Origin of the sequence: Streptomyces sp. NPDC051183, from assembly GCF_040682455.1 — a bacterium.
Lineage (GTDB): Bacteria > Actinomycetota > Actinomycetes > Streptomycetales > Streptomycetaceae > Streptomyces.
The window spans coordinates 1-24,495 of record NZ_JBFBBA010000068.1; the positions used below are offsets into that span (position 1 = coordinate 1).

Sequence of the window (24,495 nt, forward strand, 5' to 3'; positions counted from 1 at the left end):
GCTCAGGCTGTCAACGCGCAGACCGCACCGATCGATGCGGTGTTTGAGGAAGAAGCGTTCGTGGACGCCGACACGGCCAGCGACGCGGAGCTGGATGCGCACGGCAGCACGATCCACTTCACGGAATCCGTGCCTGAACCGAACGCCGGGCACGCCCATCGAGGACGCGGCCACGCCGTGGTGCGTCAATGCCGGCAGGACGGCCGGACACGGAGCAGCTCAGTGCGCAGCACAGGGGTGCCGTCGACCGGCGCCGGGTCCTCCGCGGTCGGCTCGATACCTCCGGCGGCGACCTTGTCGAGTGTCGTCAGGCCGTCGGCGCCGACCGTGCCGAACACCGTGTAGTTCGGTCGCAGCGCAGAGTCGCCGAAAACGACGAAGAACTGTGAACCGTTCGTGTCCGGCCCGGCGTTGGCCATCGCCAGCAGGCCGCGCCCATAGAGACGGCGCGCGCCGGTCGGGTCGGTTGGTGCCGGCGGCAGGTCCACCGGCAGCTCGTCCTTGTACTTGTACCCGGGCCCGCCCTCACCGGTACCGGTCGGGTCGCCACACTGCAGGACCTTCAGCGTCGGATACGCCGTCAGACGGTGGCACACCGTACGGTCGTAGAACCCATGCCGGGCCAGGTGCAGGAAACTCTGGACCGTGCACGGCGCCTTGGCCCGGTCCAAGTGCAGCGGGAGCGGGCCCTGGCTGGTCGGAACAGCCATATCCACCGTGCCACGACTGGGGGTGCGCCGCGGGTCCGGCGGCAGTGGAACAGAGCGTGCCGGCGGCTCGTCCGGGGTCTGTGTGTACCGGCACGGGCCGTGCGTGGTGCGCGGCGGAGCGCCGTCGGAAGCTGTGGCCACACTCCCCCCGGACACGACTAACGCCACGGCCGCGAATGCGCTGAACAGTGCTCGTTTCATCTCGCACGCCCTTCCGATGAACGCCAGGTCCTGGAGCGGTCGCAGTCTAGGGCGTGGGTTCGGTCCGCGGGAATGGTTGACGGCAGGAGGCCGGCGCGGCCGACCCCGAGGTCCTCGCCCTCCAGCTGACGTCCCTGCTCGACGGAGTCACTGGCGTGTAGGCGTAAGCCGCACCAACGGGCGCCCCGGGGGCGCGACTGGGCCTGCGGGCCGGTCACCTCGTGCAGCAGGTGCGGATCGACGTACAGAAGGTTCGGCTCCCCCTCCGCGCCCCGGACGAGGTGATCGTCCCAGACCTTCTCCGCGAGCGTCCCACCCATCGCTGTCCTCTCTGTCAGGCCGAGATCCGCCGACCTCTGCCGGTCGAATACCCATGGGCGCCGAGCCGAGGACTTGATCAACGTAGAGAGGGGCGCCCTCGGAGCGTCCTCGCTCCGTCCTTGCCGGATCCGGGACGCCGGGACGGACCGGAGCGCCGGGAGGCGGGCGGACCGGGAAACGGGGAGACTGAGGGAGAGCGTGACGCCTGACCGCTGCGGCCCGGACGGTCCGCGGCGGACGGTCCCGCGCAGGGGCCGGGCCATCGACCTACGTCCGCGCGCGCCCCGGGGGTGGGTGCCACGGCCCCGTCCAGGAGTCCCCATCGTGACTTTGACCCCACGGCGATCCGAACGCCCTCGGCGCACGGCCCGACGGGCCGCGCTCCTGCTCGCCGCCGCGGCGCTGCCGGCGGCCTTGGTGGTGCCCGCGGCGCCGGCCGCAGCGGCGCCCGTGACCAAGACCTTCACCGCCGGCGCCAACCAGCGGTTCGTCGTCCCGGCCGGCGTCACCCGACTGACCGTCACCGCCACAGGCGAGCCGGGACGGTCCGCCATCGAGGGCGGAGCGGGCGGGACCGGCGCCACCGTCACCGGCACCCTCACCGTGGTGCCCGGCACCACCTACTACGTCAACGTCGACACGGGCGGCGGAGCCGTCACCGGTCAGCGCCCCGGCGGCAGCGGCGGCGGTGCCAGTGACGTCCGCACCTGCAGCTCGGCGCGCGCGAGCTGTGCCCTGACCGGCGTTCCCGGCACCGACCCCCGCCTCATCGTCGCCGCCGGCGGCGGGGGCGGCGGAGGCGGCTCCACCTTCACCGGTCCCGTCCGCGAGGCCACCGGCGGAGACGCGGGCGACACCGGGAAGCCCGGCGGCAAGCGACCGGACAGCGGCGGCGGAGGTGGCGGCGGAACCCGGACCCTCGGCGGCAAGGGCGGAGCCGCCTGCCCCGAGGGCTTCATGGCCGGCACCAACGGCACGCCCGGTACCGGCGGCACGGGCGGTGGCGGATTCGGCGGGGGCGGTGGTGGCGGCGGCTGGCACGGTGGAGGCGGAGGCGGAGGCTGCTTCCTGGTCACCGCTAACACCGCCGGGCCCGGCGGCGGCGGTGGCGGGTCGAACCTCGTCCCGGCGGGCGGTACTTCCGGCCCCGCAACCGGATCGGCGCAGGTGTCCATCACCTACGGTTCCTGAACCGTCGTCCGTGGGGTGCAGGGTACCGGTTTCGTAGCAGCGCCCGATAAGCGCGGCGGACTGCGCGGCACGCCACCGGACTCTGCGTACGGGAGGTCTGCACCAAGGTCGCGCGGGCCCTCTCCAGCAGCATGCAGCACCGGCTCCGGCGGCTGGAGCGGGAGCGCCTCGTGATCCGGGAGGGAAAGGGATGGTCTTCGGCCCAGCCGACCAGCTCGGCCCTGAAGTCCCTTGCGTCGGGACATGGTTGCGCGTAGAGCTGCGCCGCTTCGGGAGCTTCCCATCGGCCGGTGCATCCACTAGATTGAACGCGTTCAGTTGAATGCGTTCAAAACGATGGGGCGAGATCATGGACGACGTACAGGAGCGGGAGCAGGAGCCGGACCGGAAGGACGCCGCGGCGCCCGTCCACGGGTTGCAGCAAGGTCTGGCCGTGGCCAGTGCGGTCGTCTCACTGCCCGTCGTGGTGTGGGGGCTCCAGCAGATCGTCGGCGGGCTGTTCGTCCTGACGTGGCTCGGCGCGGCGGTTCCGCTGCTGTTCCTGCGTGCGCCGAAGGGCTTCGTCGGCGCGTGTGTGACCACAGGGCTTCTACTCTTCGGGTGGGGGGTCCTGGGCGCCCTGGCGGGGATGTTCCTGTTCTGGCCGTCGGCGCTGCTGCTTCTGTGTGCGGCGTTCGCGGACCCGCGCCGACGTCCGGTCGCCGCCAAGGTGACAGGCGCTGTCGGGGCCACGGTGGCAGCGGCGGTTGTCGTCGGCTGCGCCGTCTTCGCGTGGCAGCTCTACCTGGCCCCCGCTTGGGCCGAGCCCCACACCTACCGGGCCGAGACCACTCACGGATCGCTCCAAGACCTCTTCAGGGACCAGGACACAACGGTCCGCCTCAAGCGGCTCGGTGCGACGTCCGTGTCGGGTTCGGAGTCCGACGAGGGCGCCTACCTCGTCGTCCGCTTCCCCGATGGGCTCTCCCGGCCGGAGCGCGAGGACCTGAAGATCGAGATCGCCCGGCTGCCCGGCATCGCGGGAGTCGACCTCTGCACGGTGTCCGAGTGCGGCTGAGGCGCCTTGCCCCGGGCCGGCATGATCATAAAGAGACCGCCCAGTAGTGCTTCTAGGTGGTGTCGCAGGTCCAAGTCTCCGGGAAGCGCACGCCCTCCCACTGGTGCCACCGCTCCCGGTTCCCCGCCGGTGGCCAGCGGGGAACCGGATACGGACAGCCCTTCGGCGGAAGGCTCAGGCCGGTCAGTGGCCGGCGTGTCCGTCGTTGTGGGCCGGGGGCGTGGAGGCGGGGTTGGGCTGGCCGGAGGCACCCGGTGCGGGTGTGGTGGCTGGGGAGGAAGTGGCGGCCGGGGTGTGGTCGTCTGCGGCGGGTTCTTCGCCGGTGCCGTGACTGTGACCACCGCCGGGCGTGGCTTCCATGGAGGCCGCGACTTCACGCAGGCCGAAGAAGGTGAGGGCCGCGACGGCGAGAACGGTCAGGCCCAGAACGCTGAAGATACGGCTGGTAGGGGTGTCGGCATCCTTGATGACGTAGGCGGCGAAGGAGACGACGACGCCGGCGGGGACGAGGACGGCGCCGCGGGCGGGGAAGTCGTCGAAGTGCTGGAGGCCGCCGGAGAGCATGCCGATGCCGAAGGACAGGAGCAGCGAGGAGCCGATCACGACGAGCATGCGAGGCAGGCCGGGCCGCTCGCGGGTGAGGAGGAACTCGTTGAGGACGGTCGCGGCGAGGAAGACGAGTGCGCCGTAGACGGCGATGCGGGTGTAGCGGTCGGGGTCGAGGGGGTGGTGGACGACGGCGCCGCTGATGAGGCCCGCGCCGACGAAGTAGCCGACATAGCCGAGGTAGCGGGCGGCCAGCGACCGCTTGCGGGAGGACCGGGCCTTGCGGCGGGCGGCTCGTCCGGCAGCGGGCGTGCCGGGCGGGGTCGGCGGGGTGTGGGCGTCGAGGAGCTGGGCGGATGTCATGGGTGAGTTCCTTGAGTGCGTACGCGGCTCATCACCCGGCGTACCGCAGTAGCAGCCGTCCGGGTCCGCGATGAGAGTCAGGGCAGATCGAGGCAAAGGGCCCGGATCTATACCTGCTGCACCACTGAACTGAGGGAACTGTGCAAGGAAGGAAGGCCGCCGGGCCGGATCTGGGTCCAGCGCTGCGGCGCTGTCGCGGCGGAGAAGGGAGCCCGCAGGGTGGTGGCGGTCGGGTGCGGGAGGTCGCAGCCCTGCTGCGGGTGGCCGGAGGCGCACGCCTCCGCCGGGTGCGAGTGACCGCCGCCTCCGCCGTCGTCGTCGCGGCGGTCGTGCTGCTGGGCATCGTGGTCATGTGCGTCGCTGGTATCGGCGGGCGCCAGATGGGGAACCGTGACGGCGCCGCCGGTGACGTGCGCGGAGGCGCTGTCGGCTCCGGCAGCGTGGGTGTACAGGAATGCGAACAGCAGCGCGGCCAGCCAGAGCACCCGCAGCGGGCCCGCCTGCCGGCAGGTCCGCTTGGTGCTCAATGCAGGGCGGGCCCTCATCACGCCGTGACCCTATCCGGCAGCCGGAAGGCGCTGTCCAGTGACCCCCGTTGTTGATCACGCGAAGCGGGTTCAGGGAAGCGGGCGCAGCCCGTCGAGGGTGACGGCGACCAGGCGGGCCATGGCATCCTGCGAGGTGAGGGCGGCCACTGCGGTCAGGGCGTAGGGGCACGGGCCGTCCATGTCGCCGTGGCCGGCGGGATCTGCAGCTGCCTCGCGCGCCGGCCGTACGTGCTCGGCGGGTGCTGTACAGCGGATCCGGCCTCCAGGGTTCCCCTCCCCCGTCGGCATGGCCTGGGCGGCATCAACGCGGGGAAACCGCCCGCACGGTAGTGGCGGGCCCAGCGGTCCAGGGTGCCGCGGGTGCCGCGGGTGCCGGTAGACGGTGCAGGCACCGAACGCCCGGATCGGCGAGGCCCGCGCGCTCGGCGCGCTGCGGCCGTCCCTGGGCCGCTGGACCACGTCGGGGCCATCGCGACGGCGGCAGCTGCCCTGATCTGCGTCACCCTCCTGTTGCGGCTGCGCAAGGAGATCGACGGCGCCGACCCAGGCAAACCTCCGGTCCGGTCGCCCCGGCAGGACGGCGAGGAGTGAGGCGCCTACCTCAGCGCTCTGACCTGCGCGTTCGCTGATCCGGCTGTCCGCGAGGACCGCTGCCGCACCGGACCCGGTCGCATCGCGGGGGGACGTGTGCTGTTCTGGAAGCAGCCGCAGGAAGGCACGCCGATGCGTCGCAGTCGGATTTCCGTCTTGGTACCCGCGCGGTCGACCGCCCCGACCGGAGCCGGCGGGGGGTTGCAGTCCACGCGGGATCTCGCGGCCGCCTGGGTCCTCGTCGTCCTGATCGCGGTGCCCGCCTGGGTACTGACGATCGGTCAGGCCCGGGACATGGGCGTCGAGCCCGGCACCATGGGCATCGCGCTGCCCCTGTTCCTGCTGCTCTGGGTGACGATGATGGCAGCCATGATGCTGCCGTCCATGGCACCGGTGGCCATCACCTGGGTACGCGGGATCGGCCGCCAGTCCTCCGGCTGGACCCGGACCGCCCGCACCGTCGAGTTCGTGGGCGGATACCTGCTGGTATGGACCGTCTTCGGGCTGCTCGCCTACGCGGCTCTGGCCTTCACCGGCGGCCTGGTGGACGAACATCCCACCGCCGGACGTTGGATCGGTGCGGTCGCCTTCCTGCTGGCCGGCCTGTACCAGCTCGGTCCCCTCAAGACCGTATGCCTGCGGCACTGCCGCGACCCGTTGAGTCATCTGGTGCGTTACGCCGGCTTCAGGCGACCGGCGCGCGACCTGCGGGTGGGCGTCCACCACGGCGCGTACTGCGTCGGCTGCTGTGCCGGACTGATGGTCGTCTTCGTACCACTCGGCGTGATGAACGTGGCGGCGATGGCCGGACTGGCCTTGGTGATCTTCGTGGAGAAGCTGTGGTCCCGGGGCGTCCTCCTCAGCCGTGTCGTGGGCGTCGCCTTCCTCGTCCTGGCGGTGCTCGCACCGTTCCAGGACTGGATGCTGCCGGGGCTGGAGGGCTCGATGTCGTCCATGGACGGCGTGTGATCCTCTGTGCACACACGGTCAAGTCCTTCTGACAGCGGTACGCCGGGTGGAGGAGCCCTGGGGTGTGCCGACAAGCCGGACCGGCTTGAGGCGCCGCACCCGGCGCCCGGTCGCTCGTGTAGGGGGCCCGGCGCAGTCGCCCACCGTAGACGTCGGGGGTTTCCCGCCCGGGACATGAGGTGCAAGCTGGAAGGGAGGCCGTCCTCCGATCCCTGAAACGGGCTTCGGGACACGGCGGTCTCGCCACTCCGAGTGAGCTCCTCGGAGCCCGGCTGGAGGAAGCGATATGACACAGCAGGCCACCACCGGCACACGCTGGCATCTGGCCGGCGACTGGTTCGACGTATGCAAGTGCGCGATTCCCTGCCCGTGCACGTTCGCGCAGCCCCCGACCTACGGCGACTGCGAAGGCGTCTTGGTCTGGCACATCCGGGAAGGCAACTTCGGGGACGTACGGCTCGACGATCTCAATGTCCTGATGCTCGGGTCCTTCGAGGGCAACCCGTGGGCCGGCACGCATACCGAGCCGTACGCCGCGGTCTTCCTGGACGAGCGCGCCGACGATCGGCAGCGGGCAGCACTCGGGACCGTCTTCGGCGGTGAGGCGGGCGGATGGCCGGCGGAGTTCGGGGCGATGTTCCACCCCGAGATGCGGGGCATGGACGTCGTCCCGATCCACGTGGAGATCGACGAGGATCTCTCCACGTGGCGAGCCGAGATCCCGGGCCGGGTCACGGCGGCCGCCGAGGCGCTCACCGGCCCGACCACCCCGGACGGCGCACGCGTCCAGGTCCTCAACTCCCCGGGCTCCGAGGTAGGGCCGGGCCAGATCGCCACGTGGGGGCGGGCCACCGTCGACCGCGCCGACGCGTTCGGCTTCTCCTGGGAACGCACCGGGAAGTCGAGCAAGTACTTCCCCTTCGACTGGAGCGGCCCTGACTGAAGAGCCGGCTGGTACGTGATCGTCCCGTTGGGCGTCGTCTGCCTGCTGACCGGCCTGGTGGCCGAGTGATTGCCATGCGCATCCAGCTGATCGCGGCCGCAGCCGCGGCCCTGCTGGTGCTGCCCACGGCGGTCACCCTGTCGGTGTTCAAGCCGCGTGGAGGGACGCGCTACGGACCCCGCCGCCGGCGCGAGCAGAACTCTCCGTCGCGCTGAACCGTTCAGCCGGGCCGAGTTCGGCACCCTCCACGCGAACGTGGCCGGCTGCACCTTCGCGATGCGGCCGGCCTCGTTCGTGCTGTGGGGCTGCGGTCAGTGGTAGGCGTGGACGACGGTGTGGCGCTTGGCGCGGCCGATCATCCACTTGTTGACCGGCGTCGTGATCACGAAGGCCACGGCGAAGCCGCCCAGCAGTGCCGTCCAGAACGGCGCCTCCGACAGGTGGGCGTCCATCGCACCGGGCGCCAGGGCGATGACGCCGTCCTGGCCGCTGCCCCGGCCGTACGGCCCCGAAGGCCCCCGGCCCGGATGGGTCAGCTCTTGCCGAGCAGGCCGTTCATCCTGGTGATCTCGGCGGGAACCTGCTCACCCCAGGAGGTCAGCCAGCCGGAGAGGGTCTTGATCTCCGGTGCCTGGGCCTTCTGGATCTCGTCGGCGAGCTTCTTGACCTCGACGGATTCGGCCCTGGTCGGCGCGAGGTCGGCCATCTCCACTGCCTGACGGTGGTGGGGGATCATCCCTTTGGCGAACGCGACGTCGGCCGCGTTGTGCCGACCCTGGGAGGTCGGACCGGACGGGGAGGCGGAGGGCGACGGGTTGTGACCGTTGTGCCCGGCGGAGGTGTCATCGCTCGACCCGCACGCAGGCGAGCACGAGGGAGGCGGCACCCGCGACGGCGACGAGGGCGGTCCGGCGGATGAGGTTCTTGTTCATGCTGATGCGACTCCTTGATGCGCGTCCGAGCAGGCAGGACGCGATGCTCAGCGAGGCCAACAACGGTCGCAGCGCCCTGCTCCTGGAAGGGAAGGACTCCCGGGTCCGCATCGCCGAGGTCACCTCGCACACCCAGGTGACCGCGTACGATGGCGAGACGCGAGCGGTCGACGGCATCAACCGTGCCACGGGGCGCAACGTCGGCTGCGGCGGTATCGGCGGCGACCTCCGCGAGAAGACCGAGGGCGTGTTCGTCCCCGAACTGCGGCCCGTGCGCAACACCCTGTGCGTCGACCCCGACGAGATCGTCGTCTTCCGCCCCGAGTGGGGCAGTAAGACACCGGACACGAAGGCGACCAAGAGCGTCGACATCATCATGGACGGGAACTGGGTCGTCCGTGAGAAGCGTGAACCCGCCGGCGGGGCACCCATCCCTCTCGGCGGCCGCGTTCTGCAGGGAATCGGAGCCGGCGCGGACTGGCTGCTCGCCCACCACAAGGTCGGAGAGCCCTTCAAGCCGGGTACGAGCATCACCGACTCCGCAGGGGTCCCGGTGACCACCTCCAGCCTCTCCGCAGTGGCAGGCGGCGGGCCCACCCTGGTCCGCAACGGCAACATACTGATCAATGCCGACGCCAACGGCATGCTCAACCCCGACACCAACGTCGTCACCAACGCCGTCATCGAGCGCCACCCCCGCACCCTCGCCGGAGTCACCAAGGCGGGAGAACTCCTCCTCGTGACCATCGACGGACGACTCCCCCAAAGCAGCATCGGCGCCACCATCCCCGAGGCCTCAGCCGTCATGAAATGGCTCGGCGCTGAGGACGCCATCGGCCTCGGCTCCGGAGGCGACACCACCCTCTTCATCAACAACACCCTTTACAACCGCCCCATGGACACCTGGGAAGACACCGCGCCCACCCCGCCCATCGAACGCAAAGTCGGCAACGCCGTCGTCGTCGTAGCGGGCACGCCGAAGGCACAGTAGACAGCACGGGAGCCGGCACAGGCGGCGGGACGGGGGCGCGCGGAGCGTGCGCCGACCGAGGCCGCGCAGGCAGAGGCTGCGGCCGCGTGCCGTCGGCCGCCGGCGGAGGCGCCGCGTGGCTGGTCGAGCGTGGGACAGGCGCGGGCCGGCTCCCGGTCCACCTCCCGGTCCACCTCCGCACCGGGGACTGCTGGGACACCGGCAAGCGCTGCGTCCCGGCCGGCGCCGAGCAGGTGCGCCGCTCCTGGCCGACGGCGTGCCGGCCTGCATCCACTGCCGCCCGGACGCCGCCCTCGGAGTGCTCGAACGACCGGGTACCGGCACGGTAGAGGGGTGAGCCCTGACCTGCCCGTCATCGTCTCCCCGCCGGACGTCGAGGGCGGACGCCGGTGAACGGCGCCGCGTTCGAGCCAATTGCCGCGTGGGGCGGACGTCTCGGTTCGAGCCACTACTGGTCGTGGAGTCCGCAAGGGGAGGCGGCAGCCGGCCAGGCGCTCACCCACCTACTCACAGTTTCACCGAACGATGACGGCCGAGGATGCGGGCGGTCGCTGAAACTGCGCACTGCTCAAGCAACCTGCAGACCGTCGCCGACCGCCCATCGGCAACGAAGCTCGGTCGATCATGAACGCCGAGAAGCAGTACCCACGCCCGAAGCCGATTCCCGATGAAGGGCAGTGGACCAGCACGGCCGCCCTCCGGGAGTCCCGTCCCGGCCAGGCCGCCGTGCCGGCCCATCCGCCGATCCGCCGGTCAGGGGGCGTCGATGAGTACCCGGCCGTCGGTCGGCACAGTTGCCGCGAGCCCGTTCGCGTACGCATTCTGCACGCGGGACCGCTCGGTCGCATTGGGCACGGCGTTGGTGCAGGCCGTCCCGGCGCTGGACCCGGACATCAGCTGGGAGCACGGCCCCGGCTTGGTGTCCGGGAGGCCCAGGCTGTGGCCCAGCTCGTGCGCAGCGATGCGCGTCTTGTCGTATCCCTGGCTCACAGCCTGCGCGCCGAGTTCGACTCGCACCTGTCGCCCAGGACGGACCGGACCGAGAGTGGCCTGCGGCCAGCCGGTGGTGGCCACGATGACGATCTCGGCCCGGACCCCGGGCGCGGCCTCGACCAGCCGAACGTTACTGACGTTCGCGTTCCAGGAAGCGACCCCGGCCGCGATGGCCGCTTCCCAGCCGCCGGCCCGACTGTCGTCGTAACGGAGCGTCACTACCGCTGCGGTGGCGTCCGGTATCGGCGCGGGTGCCGCGGTCGCGGCGGTTGCCGCCGCGAGGACCAGCGCGGCGGCGGAGGTGCCGACTTTCAGCCAGGTGCCCAGAGACATGTCGTCTTCCTTCACGCGTGGGGGGCCCGGCCCCTTCGGCGGAGCCGGGGCACTGGAGACGCCGCCACCGCCCGCCTGTGGCCAACGCGTTCGGGCAGCCGCCTCTCCGGAGCCCTAAGAAGGTAGCCCCGCACTCCATCAACTCGTCATGCACCTGCCAGCCAATTACGGGAACCACTCCGGCCGATGTCCGATCAGCAGCCGCACCGCCCACAGGCCCGTACCTCGGTCGCGACAAGGTCACGCCGGGAGCTGGACGCGCTGCGGGGTGGGTCTGACCAAAGCGCGCGACCGTCCGTATTGAGCAGCCGGTCCTCACTACCTGTCTCGGGGCGGGAAGTTTGTCGTCGGTCGTCCTCCTCAAGGGGGATAGGACTACGCGTAAACGGGCGGGTCCGCCCCGGAAGCCCCGGCGCATACGCGGATCTTGAGGATGAGTCTCGGCCACGTGTCCGGATTTCAGGTGGTACGTGCGGGGGACGAAAGGCTGTTCTTGGGAGGGATCCGGTCTGACCCACTCATCCAACACAGTCGAGGCGCAAGCGATTTCACCCGACGAAGGAACGGGACCACGCGCATGAAACGTCTCACTCGGCTGCTCGCCACCACCGGACTCCTCGCCGCCGCCCTTCCCGGGCTGGCGACGCCGGCCTCCGCCGCCCCGACCCCCGCGTACCTGCGGCAGACGCCGGCCTGGCACCGCTGCAGCCCCGACCGGCCGGCGGCGTACGAGTGCGCCACCCTCAAGGTGCCGCTCGACTACCAGCGCCCCGAAGGACGCACTCTGAACCTCGCCATATCCCGAATGAAGAGCGAGAACCCCGCCAAGCGGCGTGGCGTACTCCTCCTCAACCCCGGCGGCCCCGGGGCCTCGGGTCTCTACCGGCCGATACGGACGAATGCCGAGATGCCCAAGGACGTCCGCGACCGCTACGACCTCGTCGGCTTCGACCCGCGCGGCGTCGGCGGGAGCAGCCCGATCGACTGTGGTGATCTGAGCGAACCGGAGGTGGGCATCGGCGCGGCGTACCGGCCCGAGACCTTCGCCTCGGACGTGTCCTGGGCGCGCGGAATCGCCGACAAGTGCCGAGAGAAGTCGGGCGATGTGATTCCGTACATCACCACCCGCAACACGGCGCGCGACATGGACGTCATCCGCGCCGCACTAGGGGAGCGGACGCTCTCGTACCTGGGCTACTCGTACGGGACGTACCTCGGCGCGGTGTACTCCCAGATGTTCCCGGAGCGCACCGACCGCTTCGTCCTGGACAGCGGCGTGGACCCGGGGCGCGTTTGGCGCGGCATGATCCAGGCGTGGGGCACCGGAGCCGAGCCCGCCTTCGAGCGGTGGACACGGTGGGCGGCGGAGCGCTCGGACACTTACGGGCTCGGCGCCACGCCCCTGGCGGTCTCGGCCACCTTCTGGGCGCTGGTGGCGCGGGCCGACCAGGATCCGATCATCCACCACGGGGAGAAGGTGACGGGTGACGACATCAGGGCCGACCCGTCGCTCTTCTTCGATCCCCACGGGGCCTCGGCCGTCGTCAAGTCCATCAAGGCATCGGCCGACAAGGCGCCCCAGCCGCCGGGCGGCACTGCTCCGGGCGGCACCGATCCTGGCGCGAGCGGGAAGGGCGCCGACAGGAAGGGGCCCGGCGCACAGTCACCGCTCGGCGGAGTCCGGGCCGCCGGCCCGGGCGCCGACGCGGGAGGGTCGTCGGAAGGTCCGGACGCTCCCGCCAGCAACGTCACCGCCGTGTACTGGGCCGTGGTGTGCGGGGACACGGACAGCTGGCCCCGCGATCCGGAGCAGTACGCGCGGGACGCGGCGCGGGACAAGGCGCAGCACCCCCTGTACGGGGACTTCGCGTCGAACATCAAACCGTGCGCCTTCTGGCAGCGGCCGCTGGAGCCCGCCACGCCCATGAAGACCCGGGCCGATGTCCTGACGGTGCAGAACGAGTGGGATCCGATGACCCCGCTCAGCACCGGCCATGGGCTGCACCGGGCGCTCAAGGGGTCGCGGATGGTGCTGGCGCTGGGGGGTGAGGGGCATGGTGTGTATCTCTCCAACGCCACGGCCTGCGCCAACATACCCGTCAACGCGTACCTGTCGACGGGGCGGCTGCCCGCGAAGGACGTGACCTGCCACAACCCGCCGCCCACCCCGGATCCGGAGGGTTCCGGAGCCCGCTGAGCAGGGCCTGTCCGCCCGGCCCCGCTGCAATCGGCTGAACCTGGTCAAGCGTGGCCGCGACGAGGTCGGGGAATCGTAATGGGCAACGGGACGGCGGTCCCCCGATGTGGGACTCGCCTCGGCCAGCCCATCCCCCGAGGGCAGAAAAATGCGCACGGCGGATCACGGCCCGTCAGGCGGAGCGGGATCCTCCGCCAGGCGCGCATGCTCCCTGCGTACAGTGGCTCCCCCTCCTCCACCGCCGCGGCAGGGTGACGCGCCGCCGCTCGAGAGCCTGGGGCTTGGCGTGAGACTGCGCGGATGATTGAGCAGCGCACCGCCTGATTCGTTTGCGACCTGGGATGTGGCCAGGTCGGCGACAGCCGGGGGCAGAGCCCCAGCTGTTGCCGACCGGTGAAACTGCGCCGTCAGTCGACGGCGACGGTGTTCTGGGCGGCGCCGACGCGCCAGGTGCCGTCCTCCTTGACCAGGATGTAGAACGGGCGGCCCTCGGGCCGGTCGGTGAGTCGGGTACCGTCCCGGCCGACCGGCTGCTGGCGGACGTTCACCGCGGCGACTTCGGGTCGCAGGAACAGCACGCGCTCGACGTCGTAGACGGCGGTGGACTCGGCCGTCGCACCGGGCAGCACCTTCCGGGTGAAGGTCGCGATCTCCTCGAAGCCCGACAGCCGCTTGCCGTGGCCGGTGGTCCACACCGGGTCCTCCCGGCGGAAGACGCTCAGGAAGCGGTCGACCAGCTCGTTCTGCTGGGCGTACTCCACTTCGGCGACCAGACGGCGGATCGCGGTCACCTCTGCGTCGGTCTCCGGTCCGTCGGGTGCGCCGAACACCTCGACCGGCCGGTACGAGCCGGACACCAGCTCGGCCACCGCGCCCGCCCTCTCCGGCCGCCAACCGAGGGCGGTACGGGCGGCGGCGCCGCTGACGCTCTGATCGAGGGCGAGCGCGTCCGCGAAGAGCGGGCCGAAGACCTCGGCGGCCTGCTCCACCGCCACCACCTGCGGAGCGGCAAGCACTCCGGCTGCGCGGCCTGCGGCCCGGGCGAGGTCACGGACACGGACGGCCGACTCGCCAACGCCATGCCAAACCGTGCCTGCCTCGGCCCGCTCGACGGCGGCCACAAACAGCTCGGCCAAGTCGTCCACATGGACGGTCGGCCAGCGCACGTCCTCCTTGCCGTAGTACTCGGGCACCCCCTGCTGGCGGGCCCGGTCGACGAGGATGGCGGGGATGCCGCCGCCGCGGCCGTACACGATGCCGGGCCGGACGACGACCGCGCGCACGCCCTCGGAGACCTCGGCCAGCACCCGCTCCTCTATCTGCGGGCGGTAGCCGACGATGTCGATCGGGTTGGTCGGGGCCTCTTCGCCGACCTCCTGGGCCTCTCCGGTGGCGCCGAGCACCCAGACGCCGCTGGTGTAGACGAAGGGGCGGCCGGTGCCACGCAGCGGAGTGGCGAGCGCCTCGATGGCAGCGGTGTCGATGCCGGCGTCGCCGCTCGGGGGCGCGAGGTGGATCACGGCCTCGATCTCCGGGGTCACCACACCGGCCAGCGAATCCGGGTCGGCAGTGTCGCCGACCAGCTGCGCGTGCCAGGCGCGGCCCGGCTGCGGCTCGGAGCTACGGGTGAGGGCGACGACCTGGTGGCCGGCGGCAGCGAGGTGGTCGGTGACGGCGGAGCCGATGTAGCCGGTAGCGCCGGTGAGCAGGACCTTCATGACATTCCCCCTTCGCCGAACATTTCGATGTCGAAACTATAAGCAGGGAGGATCGGCGATGTCAAACATTTCCATGCCGAAATGTTAGACTCGGGCCATGACGGAACAGCAGCCGCAGCACGACGGCGTCGACCGCATCACCGCACAGTGGCGCGCGGTCCGCCCCGACCTCGACACCTCCCCCATGGCCCTGATCGGCCGCCTGTCCCGCGCCTCACGCCTGCTCGAGCGCGGGATCAAGGAGAACCTGGCCGCCCATGGCGTCGAACCCTGGGAGTTCGACGTCCTGGCCACCCTGCTGCGTTCCGGCCCACCGCACGTCCTCACCGCCGGCGAGCTCAGCTCGGCCGCGATGGTCAGCTCCGCAGCGCTCACCAACCGCATCGATCACCTCGTCGAAAAGGGCCTGGTCGAACGCGCCGTCGACCCCGCCCACCGCCGCCGCGTGCTGATCTCCCTGACCGACACCGGCCAGGAGCTGACCAACCGCCTCGTCGAGCACCACCTCACCGGCGAGGAACGCCAGCTCACCGGGCTCACCGCCGCCGAACGCGACCAACTCACCACCCTGCTGCGCCGCGTCCTGCTCACCCTCGGCGACCACACCGAAGACCCCGCCCCCCGATAAACCCGGCTGTGCCAGGGCCAGGGGCCAGGCGGGGTCTCGCCGAAGGCTTGTCCGCTCGCACCCCGTGAGCCCGCCCGGCTGCCCGCAGGGGTGTCGGCGTCGTCGGCCGCTTTCGGCGGAGGCAGCGCAGGCGACAGCCACGCGGAGCCGGACGCCCCGCTCTCGGGCGGCACGCCGCCGCCGGGGAACTCGGTCTTGACCTGAAGTGTGATTGAGGTCCTAGCGTGTCACCTACTTGATCATCTGACGACGGGAAACACGCACATGATCCTCGTGACCGGAGCCACCGGAAACATAGGCAGCGCCCTGTTGAAGGAGCTGCACGCACACGGTGTCCGGCCACTGAGAGGGCTCACCCGTGATGCCGCACGGGCCGTCTTCCCCGAAGAGGTCGAGGCCGTGGAGGGCGACTTCGCAGAGCCCACGTCGTTGAAGCCCGCGCTGGAAGGGGTGCGCTCGCTGTTTCTCGTGTCGCGCCTGGGCTCGGACGCCGACATCATCGAAGCCGCCCGGCAGGCGGGCGTGGAGCACGTAGTCCTGGTGTCGTCCATCACCGTCCAGACCCACCCACACCTCGGCCCCGCCCGCGAGAACCTGGCGGTGGAGCAACTGCTCAAGGCAAGCGGCATGGCCTGGACGATTCTGCGGCCGACGCAGTTCGCCTCGAACAGCCTGATGTGGGCCGCTTCCATCCGTGGCCACGAGACCGTCCGCGCGCCGTACGCCGCGGCCGCACTGCCGACCATCCACCCCGCGGACATCGCATCGGTGGCACGCGTGGCACTGACCGAGCCCGGCCACCACGGACGCACGTACGCCTTGACCGGTCCCGAGCCGGTGACCGCCCGACAGCAGGTAGAGGCCATCTCGGCAGCACTGGGCCGAGAGGTTTCCTTCGCCGAAATCAGCCGCCAGCAGGCCCACGCACAGATGGCCGCGGTCTTCGGCGCCGAGGCCGCGGACGCGGTGCTCGACGTCACGGGCGGAGACGTGAACGACGAGCTGCTTATGGTGCGCGACACGGTTTCACGGATCACTGGGAAGCCGGCCAGCCCGTTCCGGCAGTGGGCATCAGAGAACGCCAACGCCTTCCGCTGAATGGCCTGGGCCTGAGCACGTTCGTTCAGGAGTACGCCGACAGGCGGCGACGATCGGGTACGGCTGCACCATGCGTCCGGCCACAGCCAGTTGCTCACATCCACCGCCAGGACGAGCCGTTCGTCGGCGGCCTGCGGCTGGGGCGGCGCGACCAGTAGAGGCGCAGCTCGGCAAAGCCTTGCGGACGGTGCGTCCCACCTCGTCCCGCTGGTCCGCGTCGGGACCCGCTTCGGTAGGCGGTCAGCTCGTCGAACGCCCAAAAAAACCTCGCGGCATGAACGTGCTCAGCTGACACACTGAGGCCGAACCGCAGAACCGCACAGAGGACCCAGACTCTCATGCTGAACCCGCTCGACGCTCCAGACGCGGTGGAAGCCGCAGCTGAACCGCTCGAGGAGCTCCTCGACGACTGCAACCATGTGTCGTCCATAGGGTTGCTCCATGTAGTCCCAGTGGCCGGGACGGCACCCGGTCATGACTGGCTACAGGGCCTCGCTCAAGCCGTTTACGACGCGGGGGCCAGTGGACACCAGGTAGGGACGGCGATCAACCCGTTCGAGTCACCGCAAGCCTGGCGGGACATCCTCCGCCGAGAGGTGACCGACGGGTACATGCAGCCCGCCAACAAGTGGCCAGACGCCAACCTGCGCACGCCCGTTGAGATCCGGCAGGCAGGCGAACTCGCCGATGGCATCGCCGACCTCATCGAAGCACATCTGGGGCCCGTCCGGGCCTGCGCCGAGGTCTACGGCCCGCCGGGCTACATATGGTGGCGCAGCTTGCTGCTGGTCACCAGCGACTGGGCCACCATCCTGCATCTCGAGATCTACGACTGACCGAACTCGCGAGAGCGGGGTGCTCCCGCACCTGTTCCTCTGGGACGTCGTACAGGACACCGTGCACTCGTACCTGGCGGAGGGCGACCCGGACGGTCCCGACCGGCGCCGGGTCCTTGCGTTCCTGGAGGAGGGGACGCAGTGTCGCGTGCCCGGGACAACCAAGGCCATCGTGACCTCGTTCCGGTGACTACGGACTGCGCGAGCCTCGCCACCCTTAGGTACCTCTCCCTCTTGGCGGCCTCACGGCGGGCGACGGGAAGGGCGCGGCGTTCAAGATCCACGCGGTGTAGTCGGACGGCGGCACCCGCGACGTAGAGGGTCTGGAACACCCGCGGCAACCAGGCGGCCGTGGGGATCGGCGAGTACACCTTCGCGGGGAACGTGCGTCGTATCGAGCTCAAGGAATGCCTGTTGTACCGGAGAGGCGACGGCAACGTCTACGTGGGCACCTGCGCCGCGGGCGCGGAAGTCCCGTACTTCTGATGCCACCACCGCACCCATTCACACGCGCCACGCCGGGCGGCCTCGGCACGGGCGTCAGCGACCAAGGCCGCGATGCTGAGCTCCTCGACCGGCGGGGCAAACTCCGGGGCCTCGCCGGTCAGCACGGAGCCCCCGTGACCCAAGTCAAGGTCGTCCTTGGAGGGATCGTCCCGTCCGGCGCCATGGGCGGTGGGGACAGGGGGTGCGGGCGTAGCGGACCCGTTGGCACAGCACCTCGCGCACCCTGCCCCTCATCTTCGCGTACCCGATCAGACCGGTCAGCGGCGCACTCGATAGCGCAGGTGAAGCACCCGGTTGCCCTGAATCACCACGTCAGGATCCTCCAACAGGTACTGCGCGTCGACCGACCCGAAGTAGCGCTTGCCGGACCCGAACACGACGGGTACGACGTCCATGCGCACCTCGTCGATCAGGCCCGCGGCAAGCACCTGGCCTCCGACGTCGCCGGCGGCAACCTCGACCATGCGGTCACCCGCAAGCTCCTGCGCCTTGGCCATGGCTGCCTCGATGCCGTCGACGAAGTGAAACGGCGCCTCGGGGTCCCAGCCCTCGGGCATCGGGCGGTGCGACACGACGACCACGTGGTCGATCCCGCCCGGCGGCTTCCCGTCCCAGCCGTCCGTCAGGTCGAAGACGTGGCGGCCGACGATCGTGACTCCGATCTGGTCCCAGTACGGCCGGGTGTAGTCGTAGGACGTCTGCGACACCTTCAGCTCACCGCTCTCGTCCAACGGCACGTCACCGCTGGACAACCAGTCGAACAGCGGTCCGGGCAGGTCGTTCACGTCCGCGACGAAGCCGTCCAGCGACACCGAGCTGTACATGACCACCTTGCCCACGGGGCTCTCCTCTGCTCTCGGGTGCCTCAAATTAGCGTGTCCAACGCGTGGCCGGGATGTTCGCGCAGGAACCGCCGACTGGGCATCCAGCGTCCCGCCTCTCAGCCCCTGACTCCAGCTTCATACCCTCGGCCGCACCCGGCGCCGAGGTTCTGTGCCACCGATTCCTTGATCGCGGTGTCCTACCAACCCATGTCCTTGGCCACCTCTTCCTGGGCAGCGGCGATCTCCTCGACGGTGGAACCTGTGATGTCGACGTCGCATGCCCACTCGAAGCGTCCCAGCAGGTCCACGAGCGCCTGCTTCTGCGCCGGATGCGTGATCGGAACGGCGTTCAGATCGGTACTCATCAGCCAGTCGAACAGCACAACGGCGTCGGAGCGCCACAGGCGGACGTTGACGGTCGGCACCGATTCCCACGATTCATTGGCATTCATGCAGCCATCGTTGCAGGTCAGAGCACGCGGAAGCGAGCATGATTCAAGGGGTACCCTGCTGGGCGTTCTCGTTGGCCAGCTGAGCGCGCGAGTGTCGCGTGCTGCCAGACGCTTCCCTGAGTCACACGCGCCCACCCGGCCGGCCCGGTCGTTCAACCACACGGTCTTTCCCCGACTCGGGCGAAGCCGCCTCACCTGGTGGGTGATGACCGCCGTGCGCATCACCAGGGCACTATGCCGGCGTCGTCGAAGAACTTTCCGGTCGGGCCGTCGTCGGGCAGGGTCGCGAGTTTGATGGCGATCGCCGCGCCCTGTTCGGGGGTGCGCACCCCGCGGAAACCGTTGAGGTCGGTCGCGACGTAGCCCGGGCAGCCGGCGTTGATCAGGATGTTCGTGCCGCTCAGCTCCCGGGCGTACTGGAGGGTGACGGCGTTCAGGAACGTCTTCGACGGCGAGTACGCCACGGCGATCGGACCCGTCGTCTGCTCGGCAGCGGTTCCTGACTGCCGGGTGAGGGAGCCGACGCTGCTGGACATGTTCACGATCCGCGGTGCAGCAGAGCGGCGCAGCAGCGGCATCATCGCGTTGGTGACGCGGATGACGCCGATCACGTTGGTCTCCACGACCGTCCGGATGGTGGCGGGATCGACCCGGGTGGGCTCCTGCGGCATGCTGCCGGCGATGCCGGCGTTGTTGACGAGCACGTCGAGGCGCCCCGCCTGCTGCTCGATCAGCCGTGCGGCGGCCGTCACGCTCGCGTCGTCGGTCACGTCCAGTGGTACTCCGAACGCGTCGATGCCCGCCGCGCCCAGTCTTTCCACCGCGGCCGTGCGGCGCTGATCATCGCGTGCACCGACGCCGACGCTCCAGCCGAGGGCGCCCAGACCCGCGGCGATCTCGTAGCCGATTCCCTTGTTCGCGCCGGTGACCAGCGCAATCGTTCGTTCGCTCATGGGGACCATGCTGTCCTCGGACTCCGGCTGGGGTCCAAGACCGATCGGGTGGGCGGCGATACCGTCCGGGTATTGATCCGGGGTAGCGTGGTCGTATGGAGACCCGAGAACTGCGCTACTTCGTCGCGGTCGCTGAGGAGTTGCACTTCGGGCGCGCCGCGCAGCGGCTGGGGATGGCGCAGCCGCCTTTGTCGCGGGCGATCCAGCAGCTCGAACGCCGGCTCGGGGCAGTACTGCTGGATCGGACCAGCCGCACCGTCACCCTGACCGACGCCGGTTCGGTGCTGCTGGCCGAGGGCCGCACCGCCCTCGATGCGGTCGACGCTGCTGAGCGCCGGACTCGCCGTGCTGCCCTTTCCGCGACCGGGCGCCCCGGACTGGTCCTGGTGACGAAAGCGAGCGCGTCCCGGGAACTGCTGGCGAATCTGCTCGACGCGTACGCCGCCGAACCCGGGGCGGTCCCGGTCGAGGTCATCCTCTGCGGGCCGGCCGAGCAGGAACAACTCCTGCGCGAGGGCCGGGCCGACGTGGCGCTACTGCACCGGCCGTTCGACTCGACGTCCGGGTTCGACACCGAAGAACTCAGCACGGAAGGCCAGGTTGTGGTCCTGCCGGCCGGACATCCGCTCACCGCCCGGGCCCATGTGCACATGGCCGACATCACCGGGCTGCCGGGCCTGCCCCTGCCACGCTGGCCCGACCCCGACGGCACCTACCCGCCCGGCCCCGGCCCGCAGGTCCGCGATCACGCGCAGTTGTTGCAGCTCGTCGCGCTCGGCCGTGCCTGCGCGGTCTCACCGGAGTCGTGCCGAGCCCAACTGCCTGGTGACCTCGCGGCAGTGCCCGTGCTGGACGCGCCGAGAGTCACCACCGTGATCGCCTGGCCACCGCACAGCCGCTCCAGGGCCGTCGCCGACCTTGTCCGGACTGCGACACGTCTCCAGTAGTTCCAACATGCCTGGCCGGGGTTCGCCCATCGCGTCCCGGCTCACCCACCCATCGGCTCCATTCGCTCAACCGGCCAACTACAACGCTCATGGACAAGAGGCGGGTTCTGGCCGCCATCTTGCCGCCGGCGCCCGGCACGTGGTTGGTGTCTTCCCCATGCTGAGCGCGGCTGCGCGTGTCCTCACGCCACAGGCGCAGGGTCCGGTGCCCGCCGCCAAACCGTGCGCCCGCTCGTCAGAACAGGGTCTCGCCGGTGGAGTAGCCGGATCCGCTGCGAATCCGGTCGACGAAGGCGATGGTCCCGTTCAGCGATCCCAGGCCGGCGTAGAACCACAGGACGCCCTTGGTGTCGCGGGCCAGGAGATCGGGCCGACCATCGCCGTCCACATCGCCGGGGGCGGCGAAGCCGTCGTACACGTTCCAGCCCCAGCCGATCCGGACGCGCGGCTTGAACGTGTCGTCGGGACCCGTTTCGTAGAGGTACAGGTCGCCGGCGGGGGTACGGGCCAGCAGGTCTGGAACGCCGTCGCCGGTGATGTCTCCCGGAGTCACGATCTTGTTGTAGTCCGACCACTTCTCGCCGCCGGGGGCAGGGATGTCGGCGGAGTCCCCCACGTTGCCGCCGGGCAGGATGGAGATGCGCGTCAGCGTGCCGTCCTCGATCCGGACCACCATGTCGCGCCGTCCGTCGCCGTTCATGTCGGGGCTGATGGTCATCATGTTGACGACGTTGGGCCAGGATTCGCTCTCGGTGAGGGCTCGGGGCCAGCGGAAGAACGTCTCGGTCCTGTCACCGGGATAGAAGCGCAGGGCGCCCGTGTCGTCGATGGCGTAGAGGTCCTCGGTGCCGTCGCCATCGACGTCACCTGCCCGCGCGAGGTGGCGCATGGCCCTCCAGTCGGCGTTCCAACCCGCACCGACCTTGCAGTACTGCGGCTCGATCACGGTCTCCGCGGCGCCACCGAAATGGCGGTACAGGCTGCCGTCCGCGCCGCGTCGCAGCAGGTCGGCCTTGCCGTCGGCGGCGTTGTTGCAGTGCGACCAGGTCGCGGCGCCGCGGTAGGGGCGGTGATCCGAGAGCGCGTGTTGCAGTGGCGCGTCGCCGACGACGTTCTTGAAATGGTCCTTGCTCACGAAGATGTAGTCGTACTTGGAGCTCACGGTCGCGCTCTTCCACACGGTCGGGGCGCCGGACCGGCAACGGCCGCTCGACGGGATGAGGTTCCTGCACTCCGGGGTGAACTGCTCGGCGTCGGTCTCGTCCACCTCAGTGAACTGGCCGGCGCCGCCCGAGTGGCTGTAGAAGGCATCCAGGGAGGCCGCTTGCGGGGTTCGGGTCAGGTCGACGAACCATGACTTGTCCGGGCGCTGGGCCCAGTGCTGCGGGTTGAAATCACCGCCGAGCACGACGGGGATGCCTGCGGCGATCCACTCGCCCGCCTTGTCGGCGAGCCTCTTGGCCTGAGCGGTCTGGATCTTGGTACCGAAGGCGTAGAGGTGGACGGAGCAGGCCCGCGTCACACGCCCCTGGAGCAGAGCCTCCAGACACGGGGCGCGCCAAGTGGTCCCGGGCTTCTCGTCGCCGGTCGTCAGGTCGATCTCCGGCAGGACCGTCTTCAGGCCCTTGGAGAGCACCGCGGTGCCCCGGGCGTGCTCCTTGTCGAAGCCGGTCGCAGCCTCGGAGTTCGACTTGCACAGGTCGCCGGTGTTGTCGTCGGCGATCTCGATGTTGGTGGTGAAGTCTCCGTTGTAACCCAGGGGTTCGAGCGCCTTCTCCAGCTCATCGAACTGGGACGCGCAGATCTCCTGGAGGAACAGGATGTCCGGATCCCAGGCGCTCACCTGCTCCTTGACCATCTTGACGCGTGGCGCCACCGCGTCCCGCTCGGCCGCGGTGCCGCACGGCGTCCCGACCTCGTCGTTGCCACCGCAGATGTTGAAGGTGAGGAAGCGCAGGGCGGAGGCCGACTTCGGCGACACCGTGTCCGCGGAGGCCGGGACTCCGAGTCCGCCACCCAGCAGCACCGTCGCGAGCAGCGCGATCACTAGCGCGCGTAGACGCATGAAGAGGTCCTCCGTTCGGGATCGGGCCGTACGGGCCCGAAACAGAGATGATCTTCGCATGCCGGTTCCACCACCGCGGCAGCCCCCGTTCCGGGCACCGAGGCAGCCGCGCTGATCGTCCCGAACCCGACTGGATCCCTGGCCCCAGTCCTTGACGACTTGACGGAGAGGATGGGCAGCACCCCGGGGCCCATGGCATGTATGGCGTTGCGTCAGTTCTTGCAATCCGTCGGCTCGGTGAGGCAGTTGACGACCTCCGCATCGGACATCAGGATCGCCTGAGTCTCGCGGGTGCCGCCCTTCTGGCGTTTGATCGTTACCACGCCTGCCGTGGCGGCCTTCGGCCGGGCGGAGGGTGGACTATTCCTGCGAGAGCCGTGCCATGTCGGACACCGGGCCGAGGTGGCCGAGCTTGTCGGGGTTGGATACGGCGTGGATCGCCCGAATCACACCGTCGACGATGTCCAGCTCGACCACGTTGACCACCCGGCCCTCGGGGTCGTACGTCACGGCACCCGGGCGGCTGTTGACCCAGGCCGGACGGAGATCGGCACCGAGACTCCGGATCCGGCGGAACCCACCGACGAGCAGCTGCCCAACGCGCTGCGGCTCAGCCACCGGATTTCTGGTCGCCCGCGCCTTGCCGCCACCGTCCCCGTAGTAGACGACATCGGGCGCGAGCATGCCGAGCAGCGCGTCCAGGTCGCCGCCCTCGGCCGCCTCGAAGAATTTACGAGCGAGCTCGTCGCCCTCGGCCCGCTGGGCGGGAGGCGGCACGCTGTCTGCGTCCGGCCCTGCCGCGGCGATGCGCTTCTTGGCACGGGCGAAGATCTGGCGGCAGTTCGCCTCGGACTTCCCCGTGGCCCTCGCCACGTCCGGGTAGCCGTACCCGAACACCTCGCGCAGCATGAACACCGCACGCTCCACCGGGGAAAGGGCCTCCAGCAGCACGAGGAAGGCCATGGACAGCGAGTCGGCCAGTTCGGCGTGCTCGACCGGTCCCGGCCGGTCGTTGGTCACGACGACCGGTTCGGGCAGCCAGTTCCCCACATAGGTCTCCCTCCGTACCCGTGCCGAGCTCAGGTGGTTGATCCCCAACCGCGTCACGGCCGTGGTCAGGTACGCCTTTGGTGCGGAGATCACGGTGCCCGCCTGGTGCGCCCGGGTCAGGCCGAGGAAGGCCTCCTGGACGAGGTCCTCGGCGTCGCCCACCGACCCGGTCATCCCGTAGGCGATGGAGAACATCAGCGGGCGGTAGCCGCCCGCGTCCGCCAGATCCGTTGCTCCCGACATGGGATCCCTCCCCCAACTCACAGACGGCGCTGCTCAGTCCGAGCGGGCTGCCCCACCTGCTCGTTCCGAGATCCACAGGACGCCCAGAGGGTATCCGAGGGGTTTCGGTCGGCCGGCGGCGGGCCATCGCGGTCCGGTGGGGAGACGCACGTCACATCAGCCCCTGTCACAGGCTGCCCGGGTGTCCTGTCTTAGAAGCCGTATCTCAACCGAACGTGATCGCTTGATTTCCGCTGGTCAGGCATGGTCCAGCTCGGAATGAGGGAGGCATGCGGCGTCTTGTTTCGG

Annotated in this window: 23 protein-coding genes and 2 pseudogenes; 13 read left to right on the forward strand and 12 right to left on the reverse strand. The window is 70.2% G+C overall.

Annotated elements, in window-relative coordinates; all coding sequences use genetic code 11:
- Positions 1-185 precede the first annotated feature (185 nt).
- The gene (locus AB0M99_RS35035; RefSeq protein ID WP_365927863.1) at positions 186-710 is read right to left on the reverse strand and encodes a peptidylprolyl isomerase; all 525 of its coding nucleotides are present in this window, start codon (positions 708-710) and stop codon (positions 186-188) included.
- An 846-nt stretch (positions 711-1,556) separates the two neighbouring features.
- Here AB0M99_RS35035 and AB0M99_RS35040 point away from each other — a divergent pair.
- Together AB0M99_RS35040 and AB0M99_RS35045 are read left to right on the forward strand one after the other, a co-directional pair.
- Positions 1,557-2,423 carry a hypothetical protein gene (locus AB0M99_RS35040; RefSeq protein WP_365927819.1) on the forward strand — a complete coding sequence of 289 codons (867 nt, stop codon included), beginning with the start codon at positions 1,557-1,559 and terminating at the stop codon, positions 2,421-2,423.
- 349 nt (positions 2,424-2,772) lie between these two features.
- Entirely contained in the window at positions 2,773-3,480 is a 708-nt protein-coding gene (locus AB0M99_RS35045; protein ID WP_365927821.1) for a hypothetical protein, read from the forward strand.
- 183 nt (positions 3,481-3,663) lie between these two features.
- On the opposite strand, the gene AB0M99_RS35050 is transcribed toward AB0M99_RS35045, so the two are convergent.
- Together AB0M99_RS35050 and AB0M99_RS35055 are read right to left on the reverse strand one after the other, a co-directional pair.
- On the reverse strand, positions 3,664-4,389 hold the full coding sequence (locus AB0M99_RS35050) for a hypothetical protein (protein ID WP_365927823.1): 726 nt from the start codon (positions 4,387-4,389) through the stop codon (positions 3,664-3,666).
- Positions 4,390-4,496: 107 nt separating this feature from the next.
- Complete coding sequence (locus tag AB0M99_RS35055; protein ID WP_365927826.1) at positions 4,497-4,916, reverse strand: hypothetical protein; 420 nt, start codon at positions 4,914-4,916, stop codon at positions 4,497-4,499.
- A gap of 744 nt (positions 4,917-5,660) precedes the next feature.
- On the opposite strand from AB0M99_RS35055, the gene AB0M99_RS35060 reads away from it, so the two are divergent.
- From AB0M99_RS35060 to AB0M99_RS35070, 3 genes are all read left to right on the forward strand, one after another.
- On the forward strand, positions 5,661-6,497 hold the full coding sequence (locus AB0M99_RS35060) for a DUF2182 domain-containing protein (protein WP_365927828.1): 837 nt from the start codon (positions 5,661-5,663) through the stop codon (positions 6,495-6,497).
- A 286-nt stretch (positions 6,498-6,783) separates the two neighbouring features.
- A complete protein-coding gene (locus AB0M99_RS35065) occupies positions 6,784-7,440 on the forward strand; it encodes a DUF1326 domain-containing protein (protein ID WP_365927831.1) in 657 nt (218 codons plus the stop codon).
- Positions 7,441-7,514: 74 nt separating this feature from the next.
- Entirely contained in the window at positions 7,515-7,655 is a 141-nt protein-coding gene (locus tag AB0M99_RS35070; RefSeq protein ID WP_365927833.1) for a hypothetical protein, read from the forward strand.
- A gap of 96 nt (positions 7,656-7,751) precedes the next feature.
- Here the strand turns inward: AB0M99_RS35070 and AB0M99_RS35075 are convergent.
- Positions 7,752-7,922 (reverse strand): annotated as a pseudogene (locus AB0M99_RS35075) (DUF4396 domain-containing protein); the annotation flags it as partial.
- A gap of 86 nt (positions 7,923-8,008) precedes the next feature.
- Positions 8,009-8,378: pseudogene (locus AB0M99_RS35080) on the reverse strand (DUF305 domain-containing protein); the annotation flags it as partial.
- Here AB0M99_RS35080 and AB0M99_RS35085 point away from each other — a divergent pair.
- Positions 8,371-9,363: a phosphodiester glycosidase family protein gene (locus tag AB0M99_RS35085; RefSeq protein ID WP_365927835.1), complete on the forward strand. Its 993-nt coding sequence runs from the start codon at positions 8,371-8,373 to the stop codon at positions 9,361-9,363. The pseudogene AB0M99_RS35080 and the gene AB0M99_RS35085 sit on opposite strands and share 8 nt — an antisense overlap.
- Before the next feature lie 753 nt (positions 9,364-10,116).
- Here AB0M99_RS35085 and AB0M99_RS35090 read toward each other — a convergent pair.
- Complete coding sequence (locus tag AB0M99_RS35090) at positions 10,117-10,689, reverse strand: snapalysin family zinc-dependent metalloprotease (protein ID WP_362053119.1); 573 nt, start codon at positions 10,687-10,689, stop codon at positions 10,117-10,119.
- Between the two features lie 577 nt (positions 10,690-11,266).
- Between AB0M99_RS35090 and AB0M99_RS35095 the strand changes: the two genes are divergently transcribed.
- Positions 11,267-12,886, forward strand: a complete 1,620-nt coding sequence (locus tag AB0M99_RS35095) for an alpha/beta fold hydrolase (RefSeq protein WP_365927837.1) — start codon at positions 11,267-11,269, stop codon at positions 12,884-12,886.
- Positions 12,887-13,293: 407 nt separating this feature from the next.
- Here AB0M99_RS35095 and AB0M99_RS35100 read toward each other — a convergent pair whose 3' ends face one another.
- Entirely contained in the window at positions 13,294-14,604 is a 1,311-nt protein-coding gene (locus tag AB0M99_RS35100) for an SgcJ/EcaC family oxidoreductase (RefSeq protein ID WP_365927839.1), read from the reverse strand.
- Between the two features lie 97 nt (positions 14,605-14,701).
- Between AB0M99_RS35100 and AB0M99_RS35105 the strand changes: the two genes are divergently transcribed.
- The 5 genes from AB0M99_RS35105 (at position 14,702) to AB0M99_RS35125 (ending at position 17,652) form a co-directional block, all read left to right on the forward strand.
- Positions 14,702-15,232, forward strand: coding sequence for a MarR family transcriptional regulator (locus AB0M99_RS35105; protein ID WP_365927841.1), 531 nt, complete (start codon positions 14,702-14,704; stop codon positions 15,230-15,232).
- A gap of 264 nt (positions 15,233-15,496) precedes the next feature.
- A complete protein-coding gene (locus AB0M99_RS35110) occupies positions 15,497-16,330 on the forward strand; it encodes an NAD(P)H-binding protein (protein WP_365927843.1) in 834 nt (277 codons plus the stop codon).
- A 338-nt stretch (positions 16,331-16,668) separates the two neighbouring features.
- Positions 16,669-17,166: a hypothetical protein gene (locus AB0M99_RS35115; RefSeq protein ID WP_365927845.1), complete on the forward strand. Its 498-nt coding sequence runs from the start codon at positions 16,669-16,671 to the stop codon at positions 17,164-17,166.
- Positions 17,167-17,185: 19 nt separating this feature from the next.
- The gene (locus tag AB0M99_RS35120; RefSeq protein ID WP_365927847.1) at positions 17,186-17,356 is read left to right on the forward strand and encodes a hypothetical protein; all 171 of its coding nucleotides are present in this window, start codon (positions 17,186-17,188) and stop codon (positions 17,354-17,356) included.
- Positions 17,357-17,517: 161 nt separating this feature from the next.
- Positions 17,518-17,652, forward strand: coding sequence for a hypothetical protein (locus AB0M99_RS35125; RefSeq protein ID WP_365927849.1), 135 nt, complete (start codon positions 17,518-17,520; stop codon positions 17,650-17,652).
- A 278-nt stretch (positions 17,653-17,930) separates the two neighbouring features.
- Here AB0M99_RS35125 and AB0M99_RS35130 read toward each other — a convergent pair whose 3' ends face one another.
- From AB0M99_RS35130 to AB0M99_RS35140, 3 genes are all read right to left on the reverse strand, one after another.
- Positions 17,931-18,512: a dihydrofolate reductase family protein gene (locus tag AB0M99_RS35130; protein WP_365927851.1), complete on the reverse strand. Its 582-nt coding sequence runs from the start codon at positions 18,510-18,512 to the stop codon at positions 17,931-17,933.
- 182 nt (positions 18,513-18,694) lie between these two features.
- A complete protein-coding gene (locus AB0M99_RS35135) occupies positions 18,695-18,949 on the reverse strand; it encodes a hypothetical protein (RefSeq protein ID WP_365927853.1) in 255 nt (84 codons plus the stop codon).
- Between the two features lie 221 nt (positions 18,950-19,170).
- Positions 19,171-19,902, reverse strand: coding sequence for an SDR family oxidoreductase (locus tag AB0M99_RS35140; RefSeq protein WP_365927855.1), 732 nt, complete (start codon positions 19,900-19,902; stop codon positions 19,171-19,173).
- A 95-nt stretch (positions 19,903-19,997) separates the two neighbouring features.
- On the opposite strand from AB0M99_RS35140, the gene AB0M99_RS35145 reads away from it, so the two are divergent.
- Positions 19,998-20,849 (forward strand): LysR family transcriptional regulator, encoded by an 852-nt coding sequence (locus AB0M99_RS35145; RefSeq protein ID WP_365927857.1) that lies wholly within the window; start codon positions 19,998-20,000, stop codon positions 20,847-20,849.
- A 235-nt stretch (positions 20,850-21,084) separates the two neighbouring features.
- Here the strand turns inward: AB0M99_RS35145 and AB0M99_RS35150 are convergent, their stop codons facing one another.
- The gene (locus AB0M99_RS35150; RefSeq protein WP_365927859.1) at positions 21,085-22,914 is read right to left on the reverse strand and encodes an FG-GAP-like repeat-containing protein; all 1,830 of its coding nucleotides are present in this window, start codon (positions 22,912-22,914) and stop codon (positions 21,085-21,087) included.
- Between the two features lie 360 nt (positions 22,915-23,274).
- A complete protein-coding gene (gene sigJ / locus AB0M99_RS35155) occupies positions 23,275-24,207 on the reverse strand; it encodes an RNA polymerase sigma factor SigJ (RefSeq protein ID WP_365927861.1) in 933 nt (310 codons plus the stop codon).
- Positions 24,208-24,495 lie beyond the last annotated feature (288 nt).